Genomic DNA, 15,844 nt, shown 5'->3' on the forward strand with positions numbered 1-15,844 from the left:
CGTGGAGCTACTTCATTGTCGGGATGACGAATTCGGCGCCGTCCTTGATGCCGGACGGCCAGCGTGAGGTGACGGTCTTGACCTTGGTGTAGAACTGGATCGACGCCGGGCCGTGCTGATTGAGATCGCCGAAACCGGAGCGCTTCCATCCGCCGAAGGTGTGGTACGCCACCGGGACCGGGATGGGCACGTTGACTCCGACCATGCCGACCTGTACCCGTGAGGTGAAGTCGCGCGCGGTGTCGCCGTCGCGGGTGAAAATCGCCACGCCGTTGCCGTACTCGTGCTCGGTGGGCAGCCGCAGCGCCTCTTCATAGTCGTGGGCGCGCACCATGCACAGCACCGGCCCGAAGATCTCGTCGGTGTAGATCGACATGTCGGGGGTGACGTGGTCGAACAGTGTGGGCCCGATAAAGAATCCGCTCTCCAGATTGGCTTCGCCTTCTTTCAAACCGAATGTTAAGTCGTCGCTGGCGCGCTCGCGCCCGTCGACCACGAGGTCGGCACCGGCGGCCGCGCCCTGGCCGATGTAGTCGCGCACCCGGTTCAGGGCAGCGCCGGTGACCAGCGGTCCATAGTCGGCCTTGGGGTCCAGGCTGTGGCCGACCCGCAGGTTGTTGATGCGCTCAATCAGCCTGGCGCGCAAGCGGTCGGCGGTCTGCTCGCCGACCGGCACCGCAACGCTGATCGCCATGCAGCGCTCCCCGGCGCTACCGTATCCGGCGCCGATCAACGCGTCGACGGCCTGGTCCAGGTCGGCGTCGGGCATCACGATCATGTGGTTTTTCGCGCCGCCGAAGCACTGAGCACGCTTGCCGGTGCTCGTCGCCGTCGCATAGATGTACTGGGCGATATCCGAGCTGCCGACAAAACCGACGCCGGCAATATCCGGGTGGGTCAGGATCGCGTCGACGGCCTCCTTGTCGCCGTGCACGACCTGGAACACCCCGGGCGGCAGGCCAGCCTCGATGAACAGCTCGGCCAGGCGCACCGGCACCGACGGGTCTCGCTCAGAAGGCTTGAGCACAAACGCATTTCCGCATGCCAGCGCCGGGCCGGCCTTCCACAACGGGATCATCGCCGGGAAGTTGAACGGTGTGATACCGGCCACCACTCCCAATGGCTGACGCAACGAATAGACGTCGATGCCCGGACCGGCGCCTTCGCTGTATTCGCCCTTGAGCAGATGCGGGATGCCGATGCAGAACTCGATCACCTCGATGCCGCGCTGAATGTCGCCGCGGGAGTCGGCCAGCGTCTTGCCGTGCTCCAGAGAAAGCAGTTCGGCCAACTCATCCGTATGCTCGTTGACCAATTCGATGAATCGCATCATCACCCGCGCCCGGCGCTGCGGGTTGAACGCCGCCCACTCCCGTTGCGCCTGCGCCGCCGAGGCCACCGCGGCGTCGATCTCGCTGTTGTTTGCCATGGGCACGAGCGATTGCACTTGGCCGGTGTTCGGATCGAACACCTCAGCGGTGCGACCGGACTGCCCGGCGGTGCGCCGGCCATCGATGAAATGCGGAATCTGTGTGGTCATGGGGCCCTCTGAACATGTGAAAACGGATACTAGGACATCCTAGTAAGCAGAGCGGCTTGGTGGCAAGCCAGTGCGAACGCTGGTCGCGATTACTTCTTGGACGGGATCACGATCACCACGATCAGGGTCAGGATGCTGAAAAACAGCCCAAGGATGCCCCAACCGAGCGGGTTGCGGCCCTTCATCGCAGCGATCGCGGCGCAAACGATCGCGGCGATGACGCTGCCGATCGCGACGAAGATCCCCTTGATTCCACGCAGGATGAGACCCGCGGCCTCCGGCTGGCTTTGTGCTGCTAGCACCAACTGATGCAGCATGCGGACCTCCTCGTGTCCTGTGGTGATGGGCGCCGGTCCGGATGCGGGTACCCGGGCCGAGACGAAGCTAAGCGGCTGTAACCCGAACCGATATGGAACGGTGACGCGGCAACTATTCTCAGCATTCTCTCTGCACTCGACTCCGGACAGGCAGGCGATATGTGACCGCACACGGCGAACCGGTCGACCCGCGGCCGCTGCGCGCGGTGCCCGACGGCGGCTACCCGGACTGGGAGGCGGTGTATCAGGACAACGCGACATGGGTATACCGCACCATCTTCGCGCGGGTCGGCAACCGTGCCGACGCCGAGGACCTCACCGCCGAGGTGTTTTTGGCCGCGCTACGCCCGCTGCGCTTGACGGCCAGTGTCGGCGAGGTTCGCGGTTACCTACGGGCCACCGCACGAACGGTGCTGGCTGCACACTGGCGCGAGACGATGGGACGAGAGATCACCTCGATCGACGACGACATCGAGCAACCGCCCGACAGCGAGGAAGCGATCAGCACCGCCCCGCAACGCGTGGCCGAGGTTCTCGAGCGGTTGCCCGACCAGTACCGCCGGATTCTGGAACTGCGGTTTCTGCAAGGCAATTCGATCAAGGAATCGGCCGCAGAACTCGGGGTCAGCGTCGCCAACGCCAAGGTGCTCCAGCATCGAGCGCTACGGCTGGCCGCACAGGTCAACGAGAAGGGCAAATCATGAACGCGCGTGCATTGCGCAGATACGTCGACGACCTGCTGCGGGGCCGTCGCCCCAAGCCTTTTCGGCCCGACGACTTCGACGCGGCGCAGCTCCGCACGGCCATCGATCTGCGCGCGGCGCGGCTGGGCAGTGACGCGCCGAGCCAGGAGTTCCTCACCGATCTGCATCGCCGTTTGGCGGCACAGCTAGACGGCGCCAGCGCACAGCCGGTGCAGCAACCCAACGCCACGCGCAGGCAGGTGATCGTCGGCACGTCCGCGGCCGCCGTCGGCGCGGTGGCGGCGGTATCTATCGATCGCGCCGTGTCGCCCGGGATCCCCGGTGGCGATGATTCCGGCGAGCTCACCCCCAATGCCGGTCGGTGGGCGCGGGTGGCGGCCAGCGCGGAGCTGCCCGACGGCGGCATGCGGGGGTTCGACCTTGGCTCGGTCGTCGGATTCGTCCGCCGTGTGAACGGCAAACCGGAGGCCGTGTCGGGCGTATGCACCCATCAGGGCTGCCGGCTATGGTTCGACGCACCCGATGACCGGCTGCGCTGCCCATGCCATTCGACGTCGTTTTCACCCGCCGGCCAGGTGCTTACCCATCAATTGCCGATCGCACCCAAACCGTTGCCCGCCTTGATGGTTCGCGAACACGACGGCGTGATCGAGGTGTTCGCTCCGGCGCCGCACGCCAAGCCGGTGTAACCCACGGTGTAACCCAATTCCCTATCTTGTGGTGACGTCCGCGGAGCGGGCGCCGTCAATGAGCTAGGAGGAGTAAACGCCGTGGTGGTGACCGCATGACGGGTGAACAGCGTGATCCGCACACGATGACCAGGCGTGAGCTGATGCGTCACAGCGCGTGGTTCGGCGCTGCCGTGGTGCTCACCGTGGCTGGCGGCGAGGTCATCTCCCATGTCGCGGGCACTGGCGGTGGTGCCCCGCCGGTGTCGCGCCCGACGCTGCGGTTCGTGCAGATCAGCGACAGCCACATCGGGTTTCAGGGCGCCGCCAACCGGAATGTCGCTGACACCTTCAGCGACGCCATCAATCAGGTCAACGGTCTGGGCTACACCCCGGACTTTGTGATCCACACGGGCGACCTCACTCATCTGGCCACCCCTGAGCAGTTCGATCAGGTCAAGCAAATGATGACCGGTCTGAAAACCCCGCACGTGTTCACGGTGCCCGGCGAGCATGACTCGAGCGACGACGCCGGCCAGAGGTACCGCAAAACCTTCGGCGCGGGAACCCGCGGCGAGGGCTGGTACAGCTTCGACACCGGCGGCGTGCACTTCATCGGGCTGGTTAACACGCTGAATCTCGAGAAACTTGGTCACCTGGGCAACGATCAGCTGGAGTTCATCGAAAAGGACGTCGCGGGCCTGCCTGCCGATACCCCGATCGTCGTGTTCAGCCATATCCCGCTGTTCGCGATGTACCCCGCTTGGGGCTGGGGCACCGATGACGCCGTCCGGGCGCTGAGCTACCTGAAGCGGTTCTCGTCGGTCACGTGCCTCAATGGCCATGTGCACCAACTGTTTACCAAGACTGAAGGCAATGTGACGTTCTACAGCGGTACCACTACGGCTTATCCGTTGCCGCACCCCGGTGACGGCCCGGGACCAAGGCCCGTCACGCTGCCCGCCGGCAAGCTGCGCGACGCGCTAGGAGTCCGCGAGGTCGGTTATACCAAGGGCCATCGGACTCTGGCGCTGAAAGAGGACAAACTGCAATGAAATACAGAACTGCCATTCAATGGGCCGTCAGGGTCGCCATCAGTGCCAGCCTGGCGGTCAGCGGGGTTATCCACGCCGATCTGTATATTGACGGCTACCGCAACATTCCTACCGTCGGCGCGGCATTTTTGTTTCAGGCCAGTACCTTTTGCGCACTTGCCGTGTTGATCCTGGTTGGCGCGCCCGCTTGGTTGTCGTGGATCGGCGCGGTGTTGTCGGTCGGCACCCTGATCGCGTTTGCGCTCTCGCGCACCGTCGGGCTGTTCGGGTTCACCGAGAGCGGATGGGACCCGGCACCTCAAGCGGCGCTCAGCGCCATCACCGAGGGGCTCACCGTGGTGCTGGTCGCCGCTGCTGTCTTCCTCAGCGCGAAACAGACAAACGCGAACGCTGCTCAAGGAAGTGCAAAATGACCGAAACTCCACCGGGACACCCCATGGCCACCCGGCGCGACGTGCTGCTCGGCGCCGGTGCCTTGGGTGCGGGAGCATTCCTTGCGGCATGCGGTGGCAACCAGCCGGAATCCACATCGACCAGCACGGCGGGCACCGAAGAGAGCGTGCCGACAAGGTCGGGACCGCTGAAGGCCAGCGACGTACCGGTGGGCGGCGGCACAATCCTCGAAGACCAGAACACCGTGATCACCCAGCCGCGACCCGGCGAATTCAAAGCCTTCAGCGCGACGTGCACGCACCTGGGCTGTCAGGTAGACACCGTCAAAGATGACACCATCCAATGTCCCTGCCACGGCAGTAAATACAGCATCACCGACGGCTCGGTCGCCCACGGCCCGACGACCAAGCCACTGCCAGAGAAGACCGTGACCCTCAACGGGGACATCCTGACAATCAGCTAACGCTTGGCCTATCTGCTCGGCCGCCGACGCGCGGCCGCTCACCGGTGAGCGCGAGCAGGACCACCGGAAGCAGCGCCGCGATCACGAGGGCCGTGGTTTCAGTGATCGCCTCCGTCGCCGTGTAGTGCTGGTGGTGGGTTACGTGAAACACCAGGTGGGGGACGGCGAATACCAGGTAGGCGACCAGCGCGACGCGGACCATCAGCTGTTCCATGGTAATCGCGGCAACCAGCGACACCACACCCAGCGCCAGGTTCATAGCACCGTAGTCGCGCATCAGGTGTTCGGAAAACGGCGGCGCGAGGCTCACCCACGGGACGTCGTCGTAGAAGACCCGTGGGGTCAGTGTCGCGACCACCCCGACGGCAAGCTCGACGAAGACGAGGAACCACATGCCAACTCGCAGCGGCACATTGGTGAGCTTCATCGCCGCTCCTTCTTCGGTCGTCGCAGAGGCAGGTAAGCGCGCAGGGCGTCGTCGTAGGGGAGCTGGCCCGTCGCGAGCTGCTCGGTGAGGTACTGCTCGAAGGTCACGCTGCCGACCGCGTGCTCGGGTGCCAGGTGGCGGCCGGCGCGAAACGCACGGAATACCTTGCCCGGCAGCCACACCGGGAGCAGAGCCCGTCGCTTGCCGACAATCGCCAGGTAGGTTCGGGCGAGGTCGTCGAGCGCCCGGATTTGTGGGCCGGCGAAATCCGGTGCGCGCCCGGCTGGTTCGGCCAGCGCGAGGGTGGCCAGCTGCTTGCCCACCTCTCGCACATCGACCGGTTGGAAACTCCAGCCTGCGGGCAGCGGCATCACCGGCGACTTCGCCACCATGCGCAGCAACACAGCGATCAAATCGTGAAACTGCGTCGCCCGCAACACGGTCCAGGGGAGCCCGGACGTCGCGATCAACTCTTCGTCGGCCAGTTTTCGCCGGTAGAAACCGAACGGGACACGGTCGATGCCGACGATCGAGGTGTACACCAGATGCGGGGCGCCGACCTGTTTCGCCGCCGCGACCAGGCGATCCACATGTTCGGTGCACTGCACGATGGTGTCGACGCCATTGATGGCGGCCTCCAGCCCGGCGCCGGTGCGCAAGTCGCCGGTGACATGCTCGACGTCGGCGAGGCGAGGGCGTCGTCCGCGGCTGAGGATGCGCACGTTTGCGTTGGCGGCCACGAGTTGCTCGACGACGACGCGGCCCAGGGTGCCGGTGCCGCCGGTTACCAGAACTGTGCTCACGTCCTCATGAACCGGATCGGCCCGTGGTTTGTGACAACTGAGCGGCCACGAACCGAAGCTTGTCGGGGTTGGCCACAATCCGCAAGGCGGCTATCCGGCCGTCGTCGACCTCGAAGAACAGCACACCGGCCAGCGTCGCCTCGACGAATCCCAGCAGCGCGGGCTCGCCGTTGACCTCGGCGACATCCAGACGTATGGACGGCACCGACGGGCGGCCGAAGGCGCCCGCGACGTAGCGGGACACCCGGTCGCGGCCGGTCACGGGGCGCCGAGCGGCGCTCACCTTCCCGCCGCCGTCGGCGGTGGAGGTCACGTCGGAGGTCAGCATCGTGACGAGCGTCGCCACATCGCCGCTGCGGGTCGCGGTGAAGAACCGGTCGACGGTTGTGCGCCACCGCGCGGGGTCCGGTTGAAAGCGGGGCGCCGGTCGACCGAGCCGTTGGTGGGCCCGGCGATGGAGCTGGCGCGCATTGGCCTCGGAGGTTCCCAGCATCTCCGCGATGTCGCGGTGGCTGTATCCGAATGCTTCCCGGAGCACGAACGCGGCCCGTTCAGCGGGGCCGAGCTGCTCCATCAGGGTGAGCAGCGCGATCGACACCGACTCGCGTTGCTCCACGGTGTCCAGCGGCCCGAGCGCACCGTGGTCGGTGAGCACGGGCTCGGGCAGCCAGGGCCCGACGTAGACCTCGCGGCGCGCGCGAGCCGACGTCAAACGATTGAGGCACAAATTCGTGACGACCTTGGTGAGCCAGGCCGGCAGCGACGCGATCGCGGCCCGGTCCGCGTTGTGTAACCGCAGATACGCGTCTTGTACCGCGTCTTCGGCTTCGGTCGCCGACCCGAGGAGGCGGTAGGCGAGTCCGAACAGATGCGATCGCTGAGCTTCGAACTCTTCGGCGACCGCGGTCATCTGGCCAGCCTGCCATGGCCGGCAGACCGGCCGCTATCAGCAGGTCACGTGGCTGAGCGCGTGGATCGGCTCGGTCGACGTCTCGTTCTCACCGGCCAATTCGCGGCGAGCGAACAACTCGAACGCGAGCTCGTGGGCGATGAGCTGGTCGACGATCGAGGCGTCGGCAGGCTCGACCAACGAGCGAAGCCGCGCGTACCGAGGGAGGTACTGGGCGGCGGCCCCGACGAAGCTCTCCAACATGGGCAGGTAGTCGACGTCGGTGACGTTGCCCACGGCGTCGACGGTGGCCTGGTCGGGCTGCGCATCCACCCCGAGGCGCCTGATCACCGGCTCCAGCAGCTCCTTGGTGCTGCGCTCGAGGCAGGTCAAAAGGTCGATCTTCGCGCGCTGCGCCGGGTCCGTTAAGCGCTTCGCCACGTGGGCAAAGTACAACTCGCCCAACACTTCGCCCTGGTAAGACTCCACCCACAGGCGCACGGCTTCGTCATCGGTGGCGTTGACTCGATCGGTCATCACCACAGTCTTGTCCGCCGATGACGGGCGCACAAGCAACGCGATTGTCAGAGGCCGCCGCACCGCGAGGGCGCCAAGATGGGAGACCACGGGGGGCAATCCGGCGGTAAAGGCTGCGGCGGAGGCGGCGGAATCGGTGTCGGGAAGAGGTTGGGCCCCTCCCAGTAGTGAGCAGGAGCCTTAGTCCGCACGTCGTAGTCGAAGTAGTAGGTGTGGCACACATTCATGTCCCACACCAGATCGGCATCCGACCGCGGTGGATCATTCGGCATGGGTTGCCCTGGGCACCATTGGAATGGGCCATAGGTGTAGGCATGGGCGGTGCCGGGACCGAGTTCCAAACCGACCAGGCCCAAACCGCCCGACATCAGCGCGATCGTTGCTAATGCAACGATGCCTCGTTTCATAGTCCGCAGGTTATTCCCGCATGACCTGGGAGGACTCGAAAACGGCAATACCTCCTCGCGCCCCTAGGGCGCGGGGAGGTATTTGCAACCGGATCAGGTGTGTGTCGCCGGGGCAGGGGGCGCACCCGGTGCCGGACCAGTGTTCGGCGGTGCGCCAGGCGCCGCGGCCCCCGGCACGTTCGACGTCCAGATCAGAATGTCTTGCAGTCCGTCGTTGTAGACGACCCCATTCGGCGGTGCGCCCGTCGCGTCGAAGTACAGGGTGCCCCTCGATTCGCTGCCTTGGGGGATAGGCGCCGGGTTAAGGCCATTCGGGACCTCAACCTTGTCGATCAGCTTGTAGGTCTGACCGTTGGGCCCGCGGGCACTGAAGTTTCTCACCATCGGGGTGACGGTTCCGCCGTCCGACCTGGCGGTGATGTCTGCCTGGTAGAGCGTTCCTTTAGGGGTGTAGCCGGGAATCGACACGTTGCTGGGCTGCAGGTTGCTCACCGTATAGGTGGTAACCATCGGCCCGTCGATCAGCTGTTCGCTAGAACCGAACCCCTGGACGTTTGGCGGTGCGGCCGAAGCCGGCGCGACTGCGAAAACGCTTGCCGCAGCTATTGCCGCGGCACCGACGGCCGTCTTGGCTGTGGTCGTTGTGAACTTCACGATGGGCTCCTTCAATCTTTTCGATGTCGTCCGCGCGCTACCCAATGGGCTGCTGACGCATTGAACTGACATAACCAATCGCTGGGAACCTCAAACATGACGGCATGGCGAAATGCCATGTCCGGCCCCGCTACCTGCGCAAACGGTCCGAGATTATCGCGAAAGTCGGGCCGCCATCGACCTAGCGGCGGCGCAAGCTGTCCACGAACGCGCGGGTCTCATCCCAGGCCGGCAGCAATCCGGCGGCGCGGACCTCGTCCAGAGGTGGCGCGGCGGCGTCGCGATCCGACAACACCAGTTCGTGACCGCGCGGCCAGTCGATCGCCAACGCCGGATCGGTGGCGCAGATCGTGTGCTCGCGCTGTGGATCGTATTCAGCCGAGCACAGATACGTCACGGTCGAATTGTCCTCTAGCGCAACGAAACCGTGCGCGAGGCCCTCGGAGATGTATACGGACCTGCGGTCGCGATCATCGAGCAGCACCGAGTCCCAACGGCCGAATGTCGGTGAGCCCACTCGGATGTCGACGACGACGTCGAACACCGAACCGGCAAGGCATGTCACGTATTTGGCCTGGCTTGGGGGTAGCTGTGCGAAGTGCAGGCCGCGCAGCACACCGGCCGCCGAAACCGAGCAGTTGGCCTGCCGAACATCCAGCCGGTGACCGGCGAACGCGGTGAAACCCCGGTCGGTGAGCCACTCGAAGAACAGCCCCCGCGAATCGGAGTGCAGCTGCGGAACGATCTGCCACGCGCCGGGGATGGCAAGTTCACGCACGTCCATGTCACTGACCGCGCGCTTCGTAGCGGGCCTCGACGGCATCCTTCAACGGACCCCACCATGACTCGTTCTCGCGATACCAGTCGATCGTGGCTCGCAGGCCTTCTGCGAAGTCGGTATGCTTTGGCGCCCAACCCAATTCGTTGCACAGCGGGGTAGGATCGATGGCGTAGCGCAGGTCGTGGCCGGCGCGGTCGACAACGTAGTCGAAGTCATCGGGATCACGGTCCATCATCTCCAACAGCATCCGCAGCACGGATAGGTTATTGCGCTCGCCCTCGGCGCCGATCAGATAGGTCCGGCCGGCCTCCCCGGCCTCGAGGATCCGACGGACCGCGTCGTTGTGGTCGCTGACATGGATCCAGTCCCGGACATTGGACCCGCTGCCGTACAGCTTGGGCCGCCGTCCGGTGAGCACGTTGGTGATCTGGCGCGGGATGAACTTCTCCACATGCTGATACGGCCCATAGTTGTTGGAGCAGTTCGAGATGGTTGCGCGCACGCCGTAGGAGCGCACCCAGGCCCGCACCAGCATGTCGGCGGCGGCCTTGGTCGACGAGTAGGGACTCGACGGGTTATATGGCGTGGCGTCGGTGAACCGCCGCGGATCGTCGAGCGCAAGCTCGCCGTAGACCTCGTCGGTGGAGACGTGATGCAGCCGCACCCCATGCCGCCGTACCGCTTCCAGAACGGCGAATGTGCCCATCACGTTGGCGTGCAGGAACGGCGCCGGGTCGGCCAACGCGTTGTCGACGTGGGTTTCGGCTGCGAAGTGCACCACGGCGTCGGCGTCGGCGACCAGCCGGGCGAGCAGGTCGGCGTCGGTGATATCGCCCTGCACCAGCCTGATGTCGTTTTCGACCGGCGCGAGTGATTCGCGGCTGCCGGCGTATGTCATGGCGTCCAGCACCGTCACCGAGTCTTCCGGGTGGTCGCGCACCGTCGTGTGCACGAAATTGGCGCCGATGAAACCGGCGCCACCGGTGACCAGCAGTCGCATGGGCCAACCCTAACCGAGTGTCGACTGTTCGCTCCGGGCACTTGAGTGTGCGCGCATGGCTTTGGCTGTGCGCTGAGGGCGGAAATCCGGCGACTTTTCCGCCGTGGACGCACGCTCGACGGGCGGGACGGGTTCAGCTGGTGGGCGTCAGGCCCAGCGGACCTGCCAGTTCGGTCAGCGCGGCCAGCAGTTTGTCTTCGGCCCAGGCGCCCAGAACTTGGATCGCCACGTGGTCGGCCCCGGCATCCAGATGCTCATTGAGTCGCGCAACGACGGCCTCCGGCGTGCCGTGGGCCACCACGGCGTCGATCAGCTTGTCGCTGCCGGGTTTACGAACATCGTTCGCAGTGAATCCCAGCCGGCGCCAGTTGTTGACATAATTGCTCAGGTCGAAATAGAAACCGACGCTTTGACGGCCGACCTCGCGCGCTTCTCCGGCATCAACGTTGAGAACCACCTTGTGTTCGGGCGCCAGGAACACCGTGTTGCCCACCAGTTCGCGGGCCTGTGCGGTGTGTTCGGGTGTGGTCAGATACGGGTGGGCGCCGGCGCTGCGCTCCGCGGACAGGGCCAGCACTTTGGGCCCCAGCGCCGCGAGCACCCGCCGGCTGGTCGGCACCGATGCGGCGTCGAGTTCGTCGAGATAGCTGACGAGAGCGTCGTACGGTTTGCGGTATTCCTGGGTGTGCTCGCGATGGCCTACCCCGATCCCCAGCAAAAACCGTCCCGGGTAATCCTTTTCGATGCGGTGGAACGATTCGGCAACGGTGTCGGCCGGCGACGACCAGATGTTGATGATCCCGGTGGCCAGCTGCAGCGACGAGGTTTGCGCCAGAGCGGGCTCGACCCATGACAGATCGGCATCGGGTGATCCGCCCACCCACACCGCGCCATAGCCGAGCGATTCGATCTGCTTGGCGAGACCGGGAGTGATGGAGCGAGCTCCCAGCCACACGCCATAGGACCCCAGGTCAGGCTTGAGTGGAACGGCGTCGGTCATTGGAGTCGGAGTGGTCCGGCCAGCTCGGCCAGCACCGGGACCAGCTTTTCAGGTCGGGTCAGGACTTGGACAGCCACATGGTCCGCCCCGGCGTCGAGGTGCTCGTTCAGCCGTGCAGCGATCGCATCGGTGCTGCCGTAGGCGACGAGTGCGTCGACGAGGCGGTCGCTACCGGGGCGGGTGACGTCCTCGTCGGTGAATCCGAGCCGTCGCCAGTTGTTCAGGTAATTGGCAAGGTTGAGGTAAATGTCAAGCGCCTTGCGGCCGACGGCGCGGGCGTGGTCCGCATCGGTGGTCAGCACCACCTTGTGCTCGGGCGCCAGAAACGCCGATGGGCCGATCAGCTCGCGGGCATGTGCGGTGTGCTCGGGCGTGGTCAGGTAGGGGTGCGCCCCGGCGCTGCGCTCCGCCGATAGTTGGAGCACTCGTGGACCCAGCGCCGCAACCACCCGACGGTGGGCGGGCACGCCGTAGTCGTCGAGCTGATCGAGGTACTCCACCAGCGCGTTGTAGGGCTTGCGGTATTCGCTGATCGCCTCGGGATGGCCGACGCCGATGCCCAGCAGGAAGCGGCCCGGGTAGGCCCGGTCGATGCGGTGAAACGACTCGGCGACCGGTTTTGCCGGCGCCGACCAGATATTGACGATGCCGGTGGCCACCTGCAGCGTGGTGGTCTGCTCGAGGATCGGCTCGACCCACTCCAGCTCGGCAGGCGGTGAGCCGCCCACCCAGACCGCCCCATAGCCCAGGGCTTCGATCTCTTTGGCCTGTTGGGGCGTGACGCCGCGGCCGAATGATCCGAACCGGCCAAGGTTGGGCTTGCTCGCTTGGGAACTTGCAGCAGCATCAGTCATGGTGTCTCCAACCCGCCGGGTGGTGCCGCTATTCCGGCAGGCCGTCATCGACCGCCGACGACCGCCCGAAATTCCTCTCACAGCGATTTTGACCAGGGCGAATGACCGGGTATCGTGGAGCAACGGTGCGTCATCCGCGCCGACTTTTGCGTGCCCAGTCCCTAGGAATTCGCGGAATTCCCGGAATTTTTCTAGCACCGGCTCACGTTTCAAGTCGGGCGAATGCTGCGCCGAAGCGGGCGCAGCTGCGAACCATACGAAACGAGGATTTACCGAAGTTATGGCCAAGAAGGACGGCGCCATAGAGGTCGAGGGCCGCGTGGTCGAGCCCCTGCCCAATGCGATGTTCCGCATTGAGCTGGAGAACGGCCACAAGGTGCTTGCCCACATCAGCGGCAAGATGCGGCAGCACTACATCCGCATCCTGCCCGAGGACCGCGTCGTGGTGGAGCTGTCGCCCTACGACCTGTCGCGGGGCCGCATCGTGTACCGGTACAAGTAGCGAACAGAACAGGATCACAACAGCCGTGAAGGTGAACCCGAGCGTCAAGCCGATCTGCGACAAGTGCAGGGTGATCCGCCGGCATGGGCGGGTCATGGTGATCTGCTCAGATCCGCGCCACAAGCAGCGCCAGGGCTGACCTGACGCAGACAAACAACTGAATGCAGACCTCCCAGTACCACTGAGCGGCTGGCATCTGTAGAGATGGGCCAGCTCATCCACGTCCGGAACGGAGGCCGGACCCCGGAGCAGTCAGCCGGGAACGGACTGGGACCAGACCTCCGCGAAGAGAAGGAATGCCACCCATGGCTCGACTTGTGGGCGTCGACCTGCCGCGCGACAAGCGCATGGAGGTCGCGTTGACCTACATCTACGGCGTCGGCCGTAGCCTTTCGAACGAAATCCTGGCCGCCACCGGGATCGACAAGGATCTGCGCACCAAGGACCTCACCGACGACCAGGTGACCCACTTGCGCGACTACATCGAGGCCAATCTGAAGGTCGAGGGTGACTTGCGCCGTGAGGTGCAGGCCGACATTCGCCGCAAGATCGAGATCGGCTGCTACCAAGGGCTACGGCATCGCCGCGGCCTGCCTGTGCGCGGTCAGCGCACCAAGACCAACGCGCGCACCCGCAAGGGTCCCAAGCGCACCATCGCAGGCAAGAAGAAGGCCAGGTAAGTCATGCCACCAGCCAAGAAGGCAGCCGCCGCGCCCAAGCGGGGTCAGAAGACCCGGCGGCGGGAAAAGAAGAACGTTCCGCACGGCGCCGCCCACATCAAGAGCACGTTCAACAACACGATCGTGACGATCACCGACCTGCAGGGCAACGTCATTGCCTGGGCCTCGTCGGGGCACGTCGGGTTCAAGGGTTCCCGCAAGTCGACGCCGTTCGCCGCGCAGCTGGCCGCCGAAAATGCCGCGCGCAAAGCGCAGGAGCACGGCGTGCGCAAGGTCGACGTGTTCGTCAAGGGTCCGGGTTCGGGCCGCGAGACCGCCATCCGGTCGCTGCAGGCCGCCGGGCTGGAGGTCGGGGCGATCTCCGATGTCACCCCGCAGCCGCACAACGGTGTCCGCCCACCCAAGCGCCGCAGGGTTTAGGAGATAGCAATGGCTCGTTACACCGGACCCGTCACTCGCAAATCGCGCCGGCTGCGCACCGACCTCGTCGGCGCCGACCAAGCGTTCGAGAAGCGTCCTTACCCGCCCGGCCAGCACGGCCGCGCGCGGATCAAGGAGAGCGAGTACCTGCTGCAGCTGCAGGAGAAGCAGAAGGCGCGCTTCACCTACGGCGTGATGGAAAAGCAGTTCCGCCGTTACTACGAGGAAGCCGTGCGCCGTCCCGGCAAGACCGGTGAGGAGCTGTTGCAGATCCTGGAGAGCCGGCTGGACAACGTGGTCTACCGGGCCGGTATCGCCCGCACCCGTCGGATGGCCCGTCAGCTGGTCAGCCACGGCCACTTCACCGTCAACGGTGTCAAGGTGAACATCCCGAGCTATCGGGTGTCGCAGCACGACATCATCGACGTGCAGGAGAAGTCGCTGAACACGGTGCCGTTCCAGATTGCGCGCGAAACCGCGGGCGATCGCCCGATCCCCAGCTGGTTGCAGGTGGTCGGCGAGCGTCAGCGCATCCTGATCCACCAACTGCCCGAGCGGGCGCAGATCGACGTGCCGCTCGCCGAGCAGCTGATCGTCGAGTTCTACTCGAAGTAGTACCCCTGCACCGCCGGTGCAGGACACCTAAGCGGCATCAAATAGCGGGTGCCGAGAAGGAGAAGAAACACCATGCTGATCTCACAGCGACCCACACTGTCCGAAGAGGCCGTCACCGATACCCGGTCGCAGTTCGTCATCGAACCGCTGGAACCGGGATTCGGCTACACGCTTGGCAATTCGCTCCGCCGCACGCTGCTGTCGTCGATACCCGGCGCGGCGGTCACCAGCATTCGCATCGACGGTGTGCTGCACGAGTTCACCACCGTGCCCGGCGTCAAGGAAGACGTCACCGACATCATCCTGAATCTGAAGAGCCTGGTGGTGTCCTCCGAGGAAGACGAGCCGGTCACCATGTACCTGCGCAAGCAGGGCCCGGGCGAGGTCACCGCAGGTGACATCGTGCCGCCTGCCGGCGTCACCGTGCACAACCCGGACATGCACATCGCGACGCTGAACGACAAGGGCAAGCTCGAGGTCGAGCTGGTCGTCGAGCGTGGCCGCGGCTACGTGCCGGCCGTGCAGAACAAGGCGTCGGGCGCCGAAATCGGGCGTATCCCAGTGGATTCCATCTACTCGCCGGTGCTGAAGGTCACCTACAAGGTGGACGCCACCCGTGTCGAGCAGCGCACCGACTTCGACAAGCTGATCCTCGACGTCGAGACCAAGAGCTCGATCACTCCGCGGGACGCGCTGGCGTCGGCGGGTAAGACCCTGGTCGAATTGTTCGGGCTGGCACGCGAACTCAACGTGGAGGCCGAGGGCATCGAGATCGGGCCGTCGCCCGCCGAGGCCGACCACATCGCGTCGTTCGCGCTGCCGATCGACGACCTGGATCTGACCGTGCGCTCGTACAACTGCCTCAAGCGCGAGGGTGTGCACACCGTCGGTGAGCTGGTGTCGCGCACCGAGTCCGACCTGCTCGACATCCGCAACTTCGGCCAGAAGTCCATCGACGAGGTGAAGGTCAAGCTGCACCAGCTCGGTCTGTCGCTCAAGGACAGCCCGGCCAGCTTCGACCCGTCGGAGGTCGCGGGTTACGACGTCGCCACCGGCACCTGGTCCAGCGACGGCGGCTACGACGATCAGGACTACGCCGAAACCGAACAGCTCTAAGAGCGAGTCAAGACAGGAG

Annotated in this window: 23 protein-coding genes; 11 read left to right on the forward strand and 12 right to left on the reverse strand. The window is 65.3% G+C overall.

The features are described from left to right. Positions 1 to 7: 7 nt before the first annotated feature. Both AWC06_RS13380 and AWC06_RS13385 read right to left on the reverse strand, forming a co-directional pair. Positions 8 to 1,540 carry a CoA-acylating methylmalonate-semialdehyde dehydrogenase gene (locus AWC06_RS13380; protein ID WP_085198261.1) on the reverse strand — a complete coding sequence of 511 codons (1,533 nt, stop codon included), beginning with the start codon at positions 1,538 to 1,540 and terminating at the stop codon, positions 8 to 10. Positions 1,541 to 1,629: 89 nt separating this feature from the next. After that, a complete protein-coding gene (locus tag AWC06_RS13385) occupies positions 1,630 to 1,857 on the reverse strand; it encodes a deoxyribodipyrimidine photolyase (protein WP_085198264.1) in 228 nt (75 codons plus the stop codon). A 161-nt stretch (positions 1,858 to 2,018) separates the two neighbouring features. Between AWC06_RS13385 and AWC06_RS13390 the strand changes: the two genes are divergently transcribed. The 5 genes from AWC06_RS13390 (at position 2,019) to AWC06_RS13410 (ending at position 5,140) form a co-directional block, all read left to right on the forward strand. Further along, positions 2,019 to 2,561 carry an RNA polymerase sigma factor gene (locus tag AWC06_RS13390; protein ID WP_085198266.1) on the forward strand — a complete coding sequence of 181 codons (543 nt, stop codon included), beginning with the start codon at positions 2,019 to 2,021 and terminating at the stop codon, positions 2,559 to 2,561. Beyond that, complete coding sequence (locus tag AWC06_RS13395; RefSeq protein ID WP_085198268.1) at positions 2,558 to 3,250, forward strand: Rieske (2Fe-2S) protein; 693 nt, start codon at positions 2,558 to 2,560, stop codon at positions 3,248 to 3,250. The genes AWC06_RS13390 and AWC06_RS13395 overlap by 4 nt, the downstream gene beginning before the upstream one ends. Before the next feature lie 95 nt (positions 3,251 to 3,345). Further along, a complete protein-coding gene (locus AWC06_RS13400) occupies positions 3,346 to 4,284 on the forward strand; it encodes a metallophosphoesterase family protein (protein WP_085198271.1) in 939 nt (312 codons plus the stop codon). Continuing rightward, positions 4,281 to 4,697, forward strand: a complete 417-nt coding sequence (locus tag AWC06_RS13405) for a hypothetical protein (protein ID WP_085198273.1) — start codon at positions 4,281 to 4,283, stop codon at positions 4,695 to 4,697. Before AWC06_RS13400 ends, AWC06_RS13405 begins: the two co-directional genes overlap by 4 nt. Further along, the gene (locus tag AWC06_RS13410; protein WP_085198275.1) at positions 4,694 to 5,140 is read left to right on the forward strand and encodes a Rieske (2Fe-2S) protein; all 447 of its coding nucleotides are present in this window, start codon (positions 4,694 to 4,696) and stop codon (positions 5,138 to 5,140) included. The genes AWC06_RS13405 and AWC06_RS13410 overlap by 4 nt, the downstream gene beginning before the upstream one ends. On the opposite strand, the gene AWC06_RS13415 is transcribed toward AWC06_RS13410, so the two are convergent. The 10 genes from AWC06_RS13415 to AWC06_RS13460 all read right to left on the reverse strand — a co-directional run bounded on the left by AWC06_RS13415 (position 5,133) and on the right by AWC06_RS13460 (position 12,492). Then, the gene (locus AWC06_RS13415) at positions 5,133 to 5,567 is read right to left on the reverse strand and encodes a hypothetical protein (protein ID WP_085198277.1); all 435 of its coding nucleotides are present in this window, start codon (positions 5,565 to 5,567) and stop codon (positions 5,133 to 5,135) included. The genes AWC06_RS13410 and AWC06_RS13415 overlap by 8 nt on opposite strands. After that, entirely contained in the window at positions 5,564 to 6,370 is an 807-nt protein-coding gene (locus AWC06_RS13420) for an SDR family oxidoreductase (RefSeq protein WP_085198280.1), read from the reverse strand. The genes AWC06_RS13415 and AWC06_RS13420 overlap by 4 nt, the downstream gene beginning before the upstream one ends. Positions 6,371 to 6,374: 4 nt before the next feature. Continuing rightward, entirely contained in the window at positions 6,375 to 7,280 is a 906-nt protein-coding gene (locus tag AWC06_RS13425; protein ID WP_085198282.1) for an RNA polymerase sigma-70 factor, read from the reverse strand. Between the two features lie 36 nt (positions 7,281 to 7,316). Continuing rightward, positions 7,317 to 7,796: a hypothetical protein gene (locus AWC06_RS13430; protein ID WP_139820051.1), complete on the reverse strand. Its 480-nt coding sequence runs from the start codon at positions 7,794 to 7,796 to the stop codon at positions 7,317 to 7,319. A 47-nt stretch (positions 7,797 to 7,843) separates the two neighbouring features. Then, positions 7,844 to 8,203, reverse strand: coding sequence for a hypothetical protein (locus AWC06_RS13435; protein ID WP_085198286.1), 360 nt, complete (start codon positions 8,201 to 8,203; stop codon positions 7,844 to 7,846). Between the two features lie 93 nt (positions 8,204 to 8,296). Continuing rightward, complete coding sequence (locus tag AWC06_RS13440) at positions 8,297 to 8,857, reverse strand: MPT63 family protein (protein ID WP_085198289.1); 561 nt, start codon at positions 8,855 to 8,857, stop codon at positions 8,297 to 8,299. A gap of 181 nt (positions 8,858 to 9,038) precedes the next feature. Continuing rightward, entirely contained in the window at positions 9,039 to 9,641 is a 603-nt protein-coding gene (gene rfbC, locus AWC06_RS13445) for a dTDP-4-dehydrorhamnose 3,5-epimerase (protein ID WP_085198291.1), read from the reverse strand. A gap of 1 nt (position 9,642) precedes the next feature. Further along, positions 9,643 to 10,638, reverse strand: a complete 996-nt coding sequence (rfbB, locus tag AWC06_RS13450) for a dTDP-glucose 4,6-dehydratase (protein ID WP_085198294.1) — start codon at positions 10,636 to 10,638, stop codon at positions 9,643 to 9,645. 133 nt (positions 10,639 to 10,771) lie between these two features. Beyond that, positions 10,772 to 11,638: an LLM class F420-dependent oxidoreductase gene (locus AWC06_RS13455; RefSeq protein ID WP_085198297.1), complete on the reverse strand. Its 867-nt coding sequence runs from the start codon at positions 11,636 to 11,638 to the stop codon at positions 10,772 to 10,774. Then, positions 11,635 to 12,492, reverse strand: a complete 858-nt coding sequence (locus AWC06_RS13460; protein ID WP_085198300.1) for an LLM class F420-dependent oxidoreductase — start codon at positions 12,490 to 12,492, stop codon at positions 11,635 to 11,637. The genes AWC06_RS13455 and AWC06_RS13460 overlap by 4 nt, the downstream gene beginning before the upstream one ends. A 280-nt stretch (positions 12,493 to 12,772) precedes the next feature. Between AWC06_RS13460 and infA the strand changes: the two genes are divergently transcribed. The 6 genes from infA to AWC06_RS13490 all read left to right on the forward strand — a co-directional run bounded on the left by infA (position 12,773) and on the right by AWC06_RS13490 (position 15,825). Then, positions 12,773 to 12,994, forward strand: a complete 222-nt coding sequence (gene infA / locus AWC06_RS13465) for a translation initiation factor IF-1 (protein WP_003418601.1) — start codon at positions 12,773 to 12,775, stop codon at positions 12,992 to 12,994. Positions 12,995 to 13,019: 25 nt separating this feature from the next. Beyond that, positions 13,020 to 13,133, forward strand: coding sequence for a 50S ribosomal protein L36 (gene rpmJ, locus AWC06_RS13470; RefSeq protein WP_003879483.1), 114 nt, complete (start codon positions 13,020 to 13,022; stop codon positions 13,131 to 13,133). Positions 13,134 to 13,299: 166 nt separating this feature from the next. Then, the gene (rpsM, locus tag AWC06_RS13475; protein ID WP_085198302.1) at positions 13,300 to 13,674 is read left to right on the forward strand and encodes a 30S ribosomal protein S13; all 375 of its coding nucleotides are present in this window, start codon (positions 13,300 to 13,302) and stop codon (positions 13,672 to 13,674) included. Positions 13,675 to 13,677: 3 nt separating this feature from the next. Next, complete coding sequence (gene rpsK / locus AWC06_RS13480) at positions 13,678 to 14,094, forward strand: 30S ribosomal protein S11 (protein WP_085198305.1); 417 nt, start codon at positions 13,678 to 13,680, stop codon at positions 14,092 to 14,094. Positions 14,095 to 14,103: 9 nt separating this feature from the next. Further along, complete coding sequence (gene rpsD, locus AWC06_RS13485) at positions 14,104 to 14,709, forward strand: 30S ribosomal protein S4 (RefSeq protein ID WP_085198307.1); 606 nt, start codon at positions 14,104 to 14,106, stop codon at positions 14,707 to 14,709. A 72-nt stretch (positions 14,710 to 14,781) separates the two neighbouring features. Continuing rightward, entirely contained in the window at positions 14,782 to 15,825 is a 1,044-nt protein-coding gene (locus AWC06_RS13490; RefSeq protein WP_085198310.1) for a DNA-directed RNA polymerase subunit alpha, read from the forward strand. The last annotated feature ends 19 nt before the right edge of the window (positions 15,826 to 15,844 follow it).

Origin of the sequence: Mycobacterium fragae, assembly GCF_002102185.1 — a bacterium.
Lineage (GTDB): Bacteria > Actinomycetota > Actinomycetes > Mycobacteriales > Mycobacteriaceae > Mycobacterium > Mycobacterium fragae.